Below are 12615 nucleotides of genomic sequence, written 5' to 3'. Positions count from 1 at the left end.
AGCGTGCACCCGTTCATCGAGGCGGAGAAGCAGGGCGGTCACAGCGTCAAGCGGGCGTGTGAGCTGCTGGGAGTCTCCCGTGCCGCCTTCTACGCACGCCGCAGCGCGGTGCCCGGTCCGCGCGCGGTGCACGATGCCGAGCTGAGCGAGCAGATCGCCGCGGTGCACGCGCGCTCACGCGACAGCTACGGCGCCCCTCGGGTGCACGCGCAGTTGCGGCAGGACGGCCAGCGGTGCGGACGGCGGCGGGTGGCCCGGCTGATGCGCGGGCTCGGCCTGGCCGGACGGTATCGGCGCCGCCGGCGGCAGACCACGATCCCCGACCCGCACGCGAGCCTGCGGCCGGACCTGATCGAGCGCGATTTCATGCCGGACGCGGCGGCCATCGATACGCGCTGGTGCGGCGACATCACCTACGTGCCGACGCAAGAGGGCTGGCTGTATCTGGCCACCGTCATCGACATCGCCTCCCGGCGGGTGGTCGGCTGGGCGACGGCCGATCATCTGCGTACCGGCCTGGTCGCCGAGGCTCTGCGTCAGGCCTGCGCCCGTCGCCGCCCGGCCGGGCCGCTGATCTTCCACTCCGATCGCGGCTGTCAATATACGAGTGCCACCTACGCCGAGCTGGCCGGACGGCTCGGCGTGCGGCTGTCGGTCGGACGGACCGGGCAGTGCTGGGACAACGCGCTGGCCGAGTCGTTCTTCGCCACCCTCAAGGGCGAGCTTTTGGACGAGCGGTCCTGGCCCACCCGCGCCGCCGCCCGCAGCGCGATCTTCGAGTTCATCGAGGGCTGGTACAACCTGCACCGCCTGCACAGCAGCCTGGGCTACCGTAGCCCTGCCGACTACGAGGCCGCTCAGGCGGCCTGACCACCACAACGATGGTGTCCGTCAAACCGGATCAAGCCCAGTCCATCGACTGCCGAGCCAGTGCCGACAGTCTGTTCGGCGGCACATGCGCGAGCTTGAGCCGTCCCAGGTCGAAGGCGGAGATCTCCTCTACCCGATTCAGCGCCTTGGCCAGGCTGCTGCCGGAGTTGCGAGTCGGTGGTTTCCGCAGCCGCTCCAGATCCGACCATCGCTTGCCTACCGGGATCTCCAGCAGTGCGAGTAGCTGGCCGGGCAGCGCCGGATCCACCTGGCGGGTGGCCTTGGCGACCGTAGCGTGCAGCCGGCTCTCCGCTGCCTTGCGGACCTCGGAGACCTGCCGGGCCAGCACATGGACGCCGGGTAAGAGCACCCGATGCCGGCGCAGCCAGCCCACCGCGTGGTCGAACAGAGCGACCGGTCCCTCGGCGTGGATCCACGCCCGGCCGTGGAGGAAGGTCCGGAATTCCCGGCCCATCTCGTGATCCTCGTACACCTTGTAGCCGTAGGCGTCGCGAATCTCCCACGCATGCTCGTAGGCCGTCTGCGTGCGGCGGGTACACGCTTTCACCCACGAGGGATCGGCGATGTCGAGTTGCTTGGCCAGGTACTCCACCACCGGCCACGGCACCTCCAGCGGATCCTCAAGAACAGCCCGACGTAGCGAACCGTCGTCAGGTGGAGAGCGAACCCGAGCTGGTGTGAGCGCGTGCGGCGCTACGCGATCAAGTCCCGGTCGACATCGTCCAGATAGAAGAACCGCTCCAGCTCCGACCGCATCGGCACCTCGGCGAACGTCCCATACGCCGCAGCCTGCTCATCCGTCAGGAACTCAACCGGCATGAAGCGGACGATAGCTACCTGATCGGCTGGTTCGTCCGCATCGCGATCGAACTGTAGTGCTCACGACCAGCGGAAAACGCCAAGATCATTCTCACCGCTCATGGCCGTACCGCTGTTCCTCAACTCCGGATACGCATCACCGCAACTCTTCCGGCTGGCCCTGGTCCGGCGGGACGTCAGTGCAGGTCAGGTGACTCTGAGGCTGCCGAGCATCCGTACATTTCCGATTATGGGTTGCGGGCCGGAGAGGCGGGCGGTCTTGTCGACGTATCGCTCGGCGTCGAAGACCTGATGGAGTGGGGGCGGCGAAGAGAACGGATAGGGCAGGACCGACGGAACCTTGATCAGGTAGAGGCGCCCGGTGGTCATGCCGACCATCGGGCCGGCGCCGGCACCGGTGGTGGTGGGTGGGGTGGCCGCGAAAGCGGCGGACGGCGCGAGACCCACCAGAGCGACCGCTCCGGCCGACACCACGGCGGGCAGCACCTTGCGTCGCGCCACTTCCGCCATGACGTTGATCAGCATTTCGTCGATCTGCTTCTGCCCGGCGATCTCGGCCAGTTCCGCGGCGGTCGCCCTGGAGGCGAGGGCGGATCTGAGCCACGCGGGCGCCGAGGCCAGCGACGTACCGGCCGTCTCACCCGTGACGAGGACGGCATCGGGTACGGCGGCCGCGGCGACGCTCGCTGCGCCGGGCGTCTGGGCCATGATGGTGGCCGGCATGCCGAGGGCCGCCCCTTCCGCGGTGACGATCTCCGCGGTGGTGGCCGCCCCCGCGAGCGCCGTGCCCTCCGCCGCCGCGACCGCGGGAAGCGCCACACCGCCGGCGGAGACTATGAGCGCGGCGGTCACCACGATGGCGACGGAAACGATGACGAGAGTCTCCGTCGGATGATCGAGGGCCCACCGGCCCACTGCGGCGGCCATGTCGGGCAGCCCTCTGACCAGCTCCGCGCCGGTGATGCTGAAGGTCGGGAGCAAGCCGGCCATCGACTTTCCGGCCGCCGCGCGGGCTTGCCCTCCGGTGCCGAGCATTCTGATCTGAGAGGCGAGGCGCGCGCGTTTCGGCCCTTCGATCGCGTTGGCGTAGTAGGCCTCGTCGCAGCAGAGGAAATACCGTTCTCCCGGAGCTCCGATGAGCCGGGAGTACATGGAGTCGCGGATGGCGGCGAGGCCGTCGCGCATCTCGTCCACGATGGAGTCCGCGACGATGGACAGGAAGGGGGTCTTGGACAGGTCCTTGCCCGCGACGACCGGCGAGGTCTGCCGCGGGGGAGTGGCCTTGGGGTCGGCGGGTTGCAGCGATTCGGTGATGGCCTTGGTGGCGCTCTTGGCCTCCGCGGAGGCACCGAGCGTGTTGACCTCCAGCAACATTCTCACGGCGAAGTTGGCCACGCGATCGGCCTCGTCCTGGGTGAGCCGTTCAGGGCCGTCCAGGGTGACGCAGATCCTGTACAGCAGGACGCCGGGGTGCCTGCGCTGGACCTCGATGTCGATCGAGGCGATGGCGATCTTGAGCGGGGCCAGCCACAGGTTCATCAGGTAGCGCCAGACGGCGATGAACTTGCACTCCAGGGGGATCTCCTTGACGACCAGGAACGGATAGGTCGTGCCACGGCTGTAAATCCCGCTGATCCGGTGCCGTACGTAACTGGCCTCGACGTCGACCAGCTTCTGCAGCGCGTCTGCTTCCCCTCTATGGTTGCGCGGCTTGATCTCGTAGATCTCCGACCGGCCGCCCCCGGGAGGCGGCGGACCGATCGGCGGAGCCTTGGTCACCGTCGTGAACCCGAAGCTGAAGAACCGGGAGACTCGTGGACCGTTGAACGTGGAGATGTCCGGGCGCGGCAGGTTCCGGTCGGCGCGCAGGGCCTCGAAGGTGACCTTCCCCTTGTGGCGGGTCGACAGGACGGCGGCGTAGGAGATCTCCCCCACGTCCCACCAGTCCTGCACGCCCGGAACGTGCTGCCTGAACAACTGGACGGGCTGGCCCAGCGTCTCGCTCAGATAGTCGAGGAAGATCGGCCCTTCGATGATCTTCAGAGCGAACGTGCTGGCCTGCGTCGAGCTCAGCGTGTTGCTCGGGACCATGCAGACGCGCCGTCTCATGACCACACGCCTCCTGGTGCCGGGCGTGCGGCGATCACGCCGTGGTGTCGAGCTTGCTGTTCAGCTCGATGTCGATGCCGCTCGTCGGTGTGTAGTCGTACCAGGTGCCGACCAGCGAGGCCGCCGCGCCGGCAGAGATGTCGGCATCGGCCCCTGTTCCGCCTTCATCACCGTCGGCGCCGAAGGAGAACAGGTCGTAGTCGTTGCTCGAGCCTGGCATGGTGTACTTGAGCGCCTTCCCCCACGCGTCGATGAAGGGCCCGCCCGAAAGACTGGACAGCGCGCTGGGATAGCTCCCGTTGGCCTTGTAGAACTCCTCCAGTTTCAGGATCACCTGCTCCATCGTCGCCCAGGTCTTACGCTGCTGAGGAAGCAGCAGCGGGCGGGCGTGCGTCTCAGGGTTGGCCGGAGGGATGCCCATGTAGTTGGTCCGGGCATGATTGGCTATCTCCTGCGCGATCGGCAGGTAAGGGGTGGACCCGGTGCCGCCGAGACTGCCCGAGTCGATCAGCTTCGTGAACTGCTCCTCGAAGCCCGGACGGACCGGAATGACGATGCGCGCGTATCCGGAGCGCAGGAAGTCGCGGTGGTTGACGTCCGGGTGCTCGAACAGCATCTTCTCCCGCGCCAGGTCGTCCGATCCCCAGAAGTACGGATACAGGAAGTAGAGCAGGTTCTCCCACTCCACCGCATGGTGCACGAACTTGACGACGTCACCCATCTCTTTGAGATTCGCCCAGTCCGCCGGCGTCAGCTGATGCTGGTCGGCGCCCCCGGTCTGGTCGTCGGGCAAGTCTTTCTGCTCGTCGCCGACGATCTTCTTCAGAAGCACGCTCGTCTTCGCCGGGGAGACCCGGTAGTCGGGGCCCAGCAGCCAGGTGATGACCTGCCGGATCAGCTCCTCGCGCTCCAGCCTGCGCAGCGTCAAGGTGTCCTTGCTCGTCAGATCGGCCCACAGGCGGTCACGCTGCTCCTGCAGGCGGGCGATCTCTTCGCGGTAGGCGTTGAACGCGGCGTCACGCATCGCCGACCACGCCTGCTGCCGCCAGGACGCGAACGCCTCGGGCGTGCGGTTCGCTCCGGCCCTGACCGTCAAGTGAATGAGCTCCGACGGAAGGTAGAGGATCTCCAGCACCTTCTTCTTCGAGCCGCCGCGCGCCTCGGACGTGAAGAGGAAAGTGCCGCTGTGAGGAAAGGAACCCGGCGTGACCTGCATCACGACGGGCGGCGGGATCTGCATGGCGGGATTGTCATGCTCGCCCGTCCAGCTTCCCGTACCCGCGACCTCGGAGCCCACGGTGTAGCCGTCCGGGGCGATGAATTCGAACACTTCGAGATTGACGCCGGGATCGGGCGGGTCGGGATTGTGGAGCTTCCTGGAATCACTCAAAGCCGTTTTAGCCGGCGGGGGCGGATCGACCGCCGCACTCCATTTCGTCGCCTCCGCGCTCCAGTTGGCGTCGGTCAGCTGGTCGAGGGTGAGCGGGAAGACGAACGGCTTCCTGATCTGCGCGTCGAGCTCGCGAACCTGGCGGTACAGCGCCCAGAGCCGAGCTCCGGGATTGGGCACCATGATGTCGAAGGTCAGCCGCAGCCCGTACCGGAACAGATCGGTGCGCCACTTGCGCATCATGCGGTAGAAATCGATGCGCAGCGCCTTGGTATCGCTCGGATTGGTGATGGTGCGGAAAGAGCTGTCCTCCACGCCCGACTTCTTCTCGAGCTTGAGCGAGATCTTGTGCTCCTGCCGGGAGCGGGAGGATGCCTTCTCCGTCACCTCGCGGGAGCGCTGCGTGCTCGTCTTGAGCGCTTCACGATTGTCCGACGTACTGGTCAGCCCCGTGGTGACCGTCATGGACACCGGTCCATAGCTTCCTGACGCGACGGCCTGGAAGTTGAAGGCGCTGGCGTGCTTGCTCTCGTTCTCGGCGGAGAGCGAGGCGTCGGTCTTCTCCGCTACGCCGCGTTCGCTGTAACTCTCGAAGAAGTCCTGGACGATGTTCTCGTACTCTTCGCCGGTCGTGGACCATTCCTTGTGAGAGACGGTAATGGTCTCCTTGGGTGCCAGCGGGATGGTGAACATCAATTCCCCGCGTTCGATGCCCGCCGGGTACATTTCGATGCGTTCGAGGTGGAGACGCCCGACAGGCGCCACCTTGAAGGTCTGCTCGAAGGCGTCGATCTGCAGGCTCCCCCCTCCGCCGAGGTCGCCGCTCACCGCGCTGCGCGCGACCGCCAAGAGTGCGGAGATCGGGATCGCGGCGGCGGTCGGCGCCATCCGGGAGAAGACATCAGGCGCCAGGGACGCACGCGACAGCTCCCGCTTCACGTTGACGACCTGCTGCAGGTGCGACCGGTCGTAGCCCTCGCCGGCGTCCTGCCGCTGCTGGGCCTCGTCCTCCTGCCGCATCAGCTTCTCAACGCCGGCTTCGAGCTCGTCCGGCGTCAGGGGGATCTGGTCGATGAAGTTCAGTTTCTCCAACGCCCGGCCGGGCCGCCGGTCCTCCTCGGCGAACTCCGTGGCGCTGAGCTTGATCTGGGTGTAGTTGGCCGAGCGAAGGATCCGTTTGCTGTTGGAGAGCTCCATGGCCTGCCTCGAGTGCCAGCGAGCGCCACTGCGCCCGACAGTCCTGCGGAGATCTGGCGGCGCCGATGCGAGCCCGTCCCCTGCGTTCAACATCCCGTGCTGTGCCCTGGCGGTGCCGCCGGGTAACCCGAGGGCTTCGTACATGGCCGGCGGCCTGCCGAATCTTTGCCGCGAGCCGTCACCGGTCTTTAGCTGATCAGGCAGTGCGGAATGAACGCGGCCTGATCGCGAACGCCGGGCCGTCCTCCACGATGCGCTGGGTGACCAGCGACGCCACCCGCCCGATCATCGTGGGCAGGCCCTCGACGTCGCGGATCTCGTACGACGGCCAGTTCGGTCTCGGGGAGCCGCCGGGCTTCATCGGCTCCGGTCAGGCGCGTACGCGGCTGGGAGGCGTCCAGCGCCGTGGCACGGAGGCTGCCGAGGAACAGTTGTCGGTCGATGTTCAGCTCGCCGCCGATGACGGGCAGCGGCCGGGACAGCGTGATGACGCCGGGGCCTCCACCTGGGCGTGAGGACCGCAAACGCGGGGTGGTGGGAGCCGCATGCCGGGCACATGATTATGATCATGGTCATGGCGGAAATGATCTACTATTCCGCTGCGTAGCTGCCCGACCCCCCGAAGGGATGCTTCATGTCCACCAAGCTCACCCGCGCCGCCGCGACCTCGTTCGCGGCGGTCGCTCTGGCTACGGCGACGGGATTCGCGCTGGCGGCGCCCGCCGGCGCCACGACCGCGTCGGTCACCTCGGCCGCCGCTTCCACCTGGATCAAGTACGGCGACTACTCGTCCGAGGCCAAGTGCGTAGCCAAGGGCAAGGCGCTGAGGAGCAGCGGCGCCTACCTGTCCTACTACTGCACGTACACCGGTTTCTTCACGCTGATGGTGCTGACCCGGTAGCCACCTGATCACCTGCGGCCCGGGGGGCATTCCTCCGGGCCCTTCGTCATGTACGGGCCTTCGAGGAGGCTGAGTGCAGAGATCAGTGGGGATCGCTCAAGAACGAGTACCACGGGCCCCACAGGCCCGAGGTGTCGCCCGGCCTCCTGTCAGGGCTCCAGATGTACGCGAGGTGGCTGTCGCTGAGGGGGGAGACGACCGTGTCGCGCCAGACCGGCCCTCTCCATGTCCGCGTGGTGGCCATTCCGCCCTTCCGTCGATTTTGTTTCACAGATAAACTAAAAGGGGCTCTGGCGTAATGACGGCTGACCTTCCGGGGCGAACAAGGAAGCCATGACCAGCGACGACTTCGTTCCGCCGGCGCTGCGCCGGCTGTGGCGGCTGCCGGAGTCCTCGCGGCTGGGGCGGCCCGCAGCCCTCGACGTCGACCTGGTCGTCGCCGCCGCCGTGGAGATCGCCGACCGCGACGGGCTCGGCGGCGTGACGATCCCCAAGGTGGCCAAGAGCCTCGGCTTCACCGGCATGTCGCTCTACCGATACGTCGGCTCCAAGAACGAGCTGCTGACGCTCATGGCCGACGCCGCCGCCGGCCCTGGCTGACCCGCGTGCCCACCTCCGGACCGCCCTCCGGGCCCAACCAGATCGCTCCGGCACCGGGCTCGACTGGGCGCACAAGGTCGGCGTCCTGACCCTGATCAACGGCTACGTGGTCCAGTCGGTGCGGCAGCACGGCGAGCTGGCCGAAGGCAGGCCCGCAGGCCAGGGACAGGCCGGCGCCGAACGCGACTACGGCCGCGCGCTGGCCCGGCTCGTCGATCCGGGGCGCTTCCCCGAGACGGCCCGGCTGTTCGCCTCCGCGCTGTTCGAGACGCTGCCGGCGGACACCCCCGACGCGGCGGTCGCCGACCTGGACTTCACGCTCGGGCTGGATCTCATCCTCGACGGCGTCGCCGTGCGGATCGGGCCGTCCTGACGCCGCGGAATCCCCGTCACGATCGCGGATGACCAATATCATGGACGAGAGGTGTGCCGGCGACCTGAGGGATCCGCAGGATGAGACCGCTCCCGTGCACGTGCTTACTCGTCGGTGCCGTGCTGCTCACCGCCTGTTCCGGCCCGCCGCCGGTCCCGGACACCGAGCCGCCGACGCCGCCCGCGTCCGCCACCAGCGCCGCCGCGCCACAGACCACCCAGGCACGGACGTTCACCCGGGAGGGTGTCGTCTACCCCGGGACCGTGATGGACCTGACGGTCGAAGCCGTCGAGAGGCACTCGTCACTGACCACGCTGAAGATGGAGCTCAGCAGCGACTCCGGTGACTTCCAAGGCCCGCACTTCGGCCACGGGACACTGCCCGACCACTTCGCCGAGTTCTGGCTGCTCGACCCGGTCGGCAAGAAGCTCTACTGGACCCTGCGGGAGAACGACGGCGACGGCAAGGCGTTCGGCACCAGGCACGTCACCTCCGGCGGAGACTCGGAGACCTGGCGCGAGGGCACCCGCTACCCGGTCGAGGTGTACTTCCCGCCGCTTCCCCCCGAGGTCGAGAAGGTCACCGTGATCGGCGCCGACGGGCTCGCCGAACTGACCGGCATTCCCGTCACGGCCGCGACGGCGGCGCCGGTCGCCAAGCCGCGGGACGACGGCGACGCGGCGCCCGGCCAGGAGTTCCAGTGGCCGGTCACCCCGCCTGCGGGTGAGATCTGGTCGCAGGTGGAGGACCTTCAGGAGTTCGTCGAGACCGAGCAGCGCTCGACCACCCAGGCCGGCGCGGACGAGACCGTCGCGCTGCGCACCGACGTGCTGTTCGCCTTCGACAAGGCCACCTTGTCCGCCAAGGCCACCGCCGTGCTCGACGAGGTGGCCCGGGAGACCGGCGAACGCGCCGAGCCGCCGCTCCTCATCGAAGGGCACACCGACAGCAAGGGCTCCGCCCCCTACAACCAGACGCTCTCCGAACGGCGCGCGCGAGCCGTACGCGACCACCTGGCGACCCGGCTCGGCGACGCGTACGACTACCGGGCCACCGGCAAGGGCGAGAGCGAGCCCACGGCCGCGAACCAGCGGCCGGACGGAAGCGACAACCCGGACGGCAGGGCCCGCAACCGGCGGGTGGAGATCTCCTACAAGATCAAACAGGAGGCGCCCACCACGCCGTCGGACTCGACGCCCGCCGAGTTCCGCGACGACCTCGGACCCGTGATCGGGTCGATCACCCGGGGCGAGCTCAAGGTGGACGTGCACCCGTTCTACCGCGACGGCGCCTACCTGGTGGGCAGCTTCGAGGTGCGCAACCTGAACCAGGACGTGGCCGCGGTGCCTCAGCCGCAGCCGTTCAGCGGGGTGTTCAAGCACGAGTGGGTGACCCACTCGGCGTACGGGATGTTCACCGTGGTCGACGAGAGCCGCCGCGCGCGTCACTACCCGGTGCGCAGCAGCGAGTCCTTCTTCGTGGAGAACGCGGTCACCGCCATCGGCCCCGGTGGCACGCAACGCGTCTTCGTCTACTTCCCGGCGCCCCCCGACGACGTCAAGTCGGTGACGTTCGAGGTCAAGGACCAGGTGCAGAACTTCGGCAAGGTAACCGACGTCCCCGTGCTCGCCGCCCCCTGACCCCGCAGGACTGACCGCCGCAGGATGCCACCGTCGCAAGCCTCACCAGACCGTGATCGCTGTAGTCCGGCATGGCGGAATCCCAGTCGTGATTGGTCGGCACGAAATTGAACCCCATATCGCGCAAGGGGTGAAGTTCTGGCGCTGACGGCCTGATACTGAAAGGCCGAACTGCCGAAATTCAGTCGCGCGACTTCGAGGTGCTCGGGTAGCTCGTCAAGAACATGTGGTATTCGAATGGCGATGGTCCGCCCAGGCGCAATGCCCCCGGCATGCGCGTCGTCAGCCGCACACGCGGCCCTGGTAGCGATACTGCCGGCCGCCCCGCGACTGCTCGCAATAGCCCTCGGAAAGCGCTGTCGCCGTCATACGGCCGGGCGGCAACGTGGCGTAGACGGCGTCGTTCTCATCGGTTTCGTTGACGACCCTGAACAACTCGCCGGGGCCGATCTGGCACGCGGACAGGGTGAGCAGAATCAGGAACCCCGCCGCTAAACCGCACACGTGCTGGCCCGCTCATTCGAGCGACCTCCTCCTGGACGGCGGTCACGGTGTCTTGGGAGTGAAGAAGGCCGTAACCGGCACATCGACGAATCGCGGGTACTGATTGTTGGGGAAGTAGTAGCCACGCGTCCAGCAACTCACCTTCACGGCGCTGGTCCCGACCGTGTATGAAATGGAGACCTTGCCAGGGTCGTGCGGCTGGATCCTCGCACCGTGGACGGTGGCGTACTTGGGGCTGGTCTGTGTCTCCGGCGGCGTGTAGAGGTCGGTCTGCTGCGTCCCGAATCCCCAGGGAGTCAGGGACCGGCACCACGACTATCTTGCCTGGAGCCTGGGATGCTCTCGACCTCTGGTGCTCGCCGCACCGCGGAGCCGGCCGGGCGAGCACCCGGCCCGCGCCTCGAGAATTGGGAAGCAGGCACCGGCACCGACCACGGGCAAGGGCGATGCCGGACTCGGGGTAGCCCCACCCCGCGTAAGCCCGCCGCTGAGGTCGGCCAGTTCGGACAGCCAGCGGCGGCCAGCCGGGTCGCGCGGTTCCCCACCTGTTCAACAACGCGCTCGCGTCTGGCCTGCCGGTGCGCCCACGTCCGGCCCGGCGACATCGCCTGGCCTGCTCCGCGCTGCCGGGCCGCCCCGATCTTCGGGGCGGCCCGGCAGGCTCACGAGTCCTCGCAGGAGTTCAGCGTCTCGGTGTCGCAGAAGTCGTTGTCCGCTCCGCCGAATCCCTGGTCGAACCCGGCGTTGCCGACCAGGATGTCGTTGCCGCCCCTGCCGTGCAGGATGTCGTCGTGGTCGTCGCCCGAGACGAAGTCCTTGCCCGCGCCGCCGAAGAACGTGTCGGCCCCGGGCCCCATGAAGACCCTCGACGGCAGTGCGGTGTTGTTGCTCAGGGTGTCGTCGCCGCCTTGCAGGTTGGCCTGGATGTTGGTGACGCCCCCGCTCGGGCACTGCACCGTGTGGGTGTCGACCTGCTGGCAGACGCCCGCGGTGATCAGCGCGTCCTTGCTGTTCCTCACCACGAGGAAGCCGTTCTGGACGCTGATGGAGACATTGTCGCCGACGTTCGCCGAGTTGACGGAGAGCCGGCCGCTGCTCGACGTCACGTTGGTGAAGGCGTGCGCCGGTGCCGACAGGGCCAGCAGCGGTGCCGCCACCAGTGCCCCCAGGGTGAGCGTGCGCAGTGCGTTCCTCATCTTGCTCCTTAGGTGTGTTCCGGGCCCCGGCGATGAGTAGACACCGAGTACGCGGGGGAGGTCCGCGTAACAATGAGCACTGCAAGGCCGTACTTCTGCCTTGCGCCCCCGGATCGGATAGCGGCTGCAGGCCGCGCTGTGCAGGGCCGACAATGGGCCGATGGCCTGGATCGGTGGATTGTCCGGTCGGCGGGGCGACGGTGTGATCGCGGCGGTCACCACCGCGGCCACCCTCGGCCCGCTGCTGGTGTCCGGCCCGAAGGCGTGGTGGATCGTCGCCCTGGGCGTGGTCGCCTCCGCGCCCGTCTACTGGCGCAGGCGCGCACCCATGACGGTGGCGCTGCTGGTCGGCGCCGCGATGAGCGTCATGGTCTTCTGGGAGAAGCCGTTCCTCCCGTTCGGCCCGCTGGTCGCCGTCCACACCATCGCCGACCGCAGCCCCGCGTGGCAGCGGCTGGCCGCGATCCCGGCGATCGCCGCCGTCGTCGGGGTGTCCCTGGCGCTGCCGGGGGAGGACAGCGAGACGTTCCGCCTGGTCGGCATCGCTTTCGTGGCCGCGTACGCGCTCGGCACCACTGCGCGGGCGAGCCCGTCACGTACCACGGAACTGACCGAACGGGCACGCCGCCTCGAACAGGAGCACGTCGCCGAGGCCGGGCCCGTGGTCGTCCGGAGCGACCCGCTGCCCGTCAGCCGGGTGCTCGGCGCTTGCAGGCGCGCCGTGTTCGCGGTCACGGCGCGGCCCCAGGCGCCAGGGGAAGCTGGAAAGGTCGGGTGAGGGGGGTGCCCACAAGAACGTGTAGGGGGCGGAATGTCAGCGGATAGGCGGGTGCGATCGGTCGCCGTCACGCGAGGGTGAGGTGCCGCGCTCCCGGGACCCCGCTCCGCCATTCGGTGTCCGTCATGCGCAGTACGCGCCGTCCGATCCAGCCGTAGGCGGCCAGGTGCAGCAGGGCGCCGGTGGACTGGACGGCGGGCGTCTGGTCCATGGTCAG

General features: G+C 68.2%; 12 protein-coding genes and 1 pseudogene. 7 read left to right on the top strand and 6 right to left on the bottom strand.

The window, feature by feature from the left end; genetic code table 11:
- Positions 1-870: IS3 family transposase (locus tag AB0G11_RS48385; RefSeq protein ID WP_357593999.1), on the top strand; the 870-nt coding region annotated here is incomplete at its 5' end.
- Positions 871-901: 31 nt separating this feature from the next.
- Here the strand turns inward: AB0G11_RS48385 and AB0G11_RS48380 are convergent.
- The 4 genes and pseudogenes from AB0G11_RS48380 to AB0G11_RS48365 all read right to left on the bottom strand — a co-directional run.
- Positions 902-1510: pseudogene (locus AB0G11_RS48380) on the bottom strand (DUF4158 domain-containing protein); the annotation flags it as partial.
- A 74-nt stretch (positions 1511-1584) separates the two neighbouring features.
- Positions 1585-1710 carry a hypothetical protein gene (locus AB0G11_RS48375; protein WP_357593997.1) on the bottom strand — a complete coding sequence of 42 codons (126 nt, stop codon included), beginning with the start codon at positions 1708-1710 and terminating at the stop codon, positions 1585-1587.
- 186 nt (positions 1711-1896) lie between these two features.
- On the bottom strand, positions 1897-3819 hold the full coding sequence (locus AB0G11_RS48370; protein WP_357593995.1) for a hypothetical protein: 1923 nt from the start codon (positions 3817-3819) through the stop codon (positions 1897-1899).
- Positions 3820-3853: 34 nt separating this feature from the next.
- Entirely contained in the window at positions 3854-6406 is a 2553-nt protein-coding gene (locus tag AB0G11_RS48365) for a type II secretion system protein GspG (RefSeq protein ID WP_219507174.1), read from the bottom strand.
- Positions 6407-6609: 203 nt separating this feature from the next.
- Between AB0G11_RS48365 and AB0G11_RS48360 the strand changes: the two genes are divergently transcribed.
- The 5 genes from AB0G11_RS48360 (at position 6610) to AB0G11_RS48340 (ending at position 9920) form a co-directional block, all read left to right on the top strand.
- Positions 6610-6921 carry a hypothetical protein gene (locus tag AB0G11_RS48360; protein ID WP_219507172.1) on the top strand — a complete coding sequence of 104 codons (312 nt, stop codon included), beginning with the start codon at positions 6610-6612 and terminating at the stop codon, positions 6919-6921.
- Positions 6922-7040: 119 nt separating this feature from the next.
- Positions 7041-7307: a hypothetical protein gene (locus AB0G11_RS48355; protein WP_219507171.1), complete on the top strand. Its 267-nt coding sequence runs from the start codon at positions 7041-7043 to the stop codon at positions 7305-7307.
- Positions 7308-7640: 333 nt separating this feature from the next.
- On the top strand, positions 7641-7907 hold the full coding sequence (locus AB0G11_RS48350) for a helix-turn-helix domain-containing protein (protein ID WP_246645218.1): 267 nt from the start codon (positions 7641-7643) through the stop codon (positions 7905-7907).
- Positions 7908-8013: 106 nt separating this feature from the next.
- Positions 8014-8280, top strand: coding sequence for a hypothetical protein (locus AB0G11_RS48345; RefSeq protein WP_357593993.1), 267 nt, complete (start codon positions 8014-8016; stop codon positions 8278-8280).
- Positions 8281-8360: 80 nt separating this feature from the next.
- Complete coding sequence (locus tag AB0G11_RS48340) at positions 8361-9920, top strand: OmpA family protein (RefSeq protein ID WP_357593991.1); 1560 nt, start codon at positions 8361-8363, stop codon at positions 9918-9920.
- Positions 9921-10202: 282 nt separating this feature from the next.
- Here AB0G11_RS48340 and AB0G11_RS48335 read toward each other — a convergent pair whose 3' ends face one another.
- Together AB0G11_RS48335 and AB0G11_RS48330 are read right to left on the bottom strand one after the other, a co-directional pair.
- Positions 10203-10424 carry a hypothetical protein gene (locus AB0G11_RS48335; protein ID WP_219507168.1) on the bottom strand — a complete coding sequence of 74 codons (222 nt, stop codon included), beginning with the start codon at positions 10422-10424 and terminating at the stop codon, positions 10203-10205.
- Between the two features lie 662 nt (positions 10425-11086).
- Entirely contained in the window at positions 11087-11620 is a 534-nt protein-coding gene (locus AB0G11_RS48330; protein WP_357593989.1) for a hypothetical protein, read from the bottom strand.
- A 160-nt stretch (positions 11621-11780) separates the two neighbouring features.
- Between AB0G11_RS48330 and AB0G11_RS48325 the strand changes: the two genes are divergently transcribed.
- Positions 11781-12398 (top strand): hypothetical protein, encoded by a 618-nt coding sequence (locus AB0G11_RS48325; protein ID WP_357593987.1) that lies wholly within the window; start codon positions 11781-11783, stop codon positions 12396-12398.
- The last annotated feature ends 217 nt before the right edge of the window (positions 12399-12615 follow it).

The sequence above is a fragment of the Nonomuraea sp. NPDC023979 genome, assembly GCF_040639085.1.
In the GTDB taxonomy this organism is placed as follows: Bacteria; Actinomycetota; Actinomycetes; order Streptosporangiales; family Streptosporangiaceae; genus Nonomuraea; species Nonomuraea ceibae.
The sequence above is the reverse complement of the archived record's forward strand: the minus strand, read 5'-3'. Positions and strand labels throughout refer to the sequence as shown.

What these genes read in the sequence shown, in the direction of transcription:
- AB0G11_RS48330 (WP_357593989.1), bottom strand. Translation starts at nt 11,620, where the DNA reads ATGAGGAACGCACTGCGCACGCTCACCCTGGGGGCACTGGTGGCGGCA.
- AB0G11_RS48350 (WP_246645218.1), top strand. Translation starts at nt 7,641, where the DNA reads ATGACCAGCGACGACTTCGTTCCGCCGGCGCTGCGCCGGCTGTGGCGG.
- AB0G11_RS48355 (WP_219507171.1), top strand. Translation starts at nt 7,041, where the DNA reads ATGTCCACCAAGCTCACCCGCGCCGCCGCGACCTCGTTCGCGGCGGTC.
- AB0G11_RS48365 (WP_219507174.1), bottom strand. Translation starts at nt 6,406, where the DNA reads ATGGAGCTCTCCAACAGCAAACGGATCCTTCGCTCGGCCAACTACACC.
- AB0G11_RS48325 (WP_357593987.1), top strand. Translation starts at nt 11,781, where the DNA reads ATGGCCTGGATCGGTGGATTGTCCGGTCGGCGGGGCGACGGTGTGATC.
- AB0G11_RS48340 (WP_357593991.1), top strand. Translation starts at nt 8,361, where the DNA reads ATGAGACCGCTCCCGTGCACGTGCTTACTCGTCGGTGCCGTGCTGCTC.
- AB0G11_RS48370 (WP_357593995.1), bottom strand. Translation starts at nt 3,819, where the DNA reads ATGAGACGGCGCGTCTGCATGGTCCCGAGCAACACGCTGAGCTCGACG.
- AB0G11_RS48375 (WP_357593997.1), bottom strand. Translation starts at nt 1,710, where the DNA reads ATGCCGGTTGAGTTCCTGACGGATGAGCAGGCTGCGGCGTATGGGACG.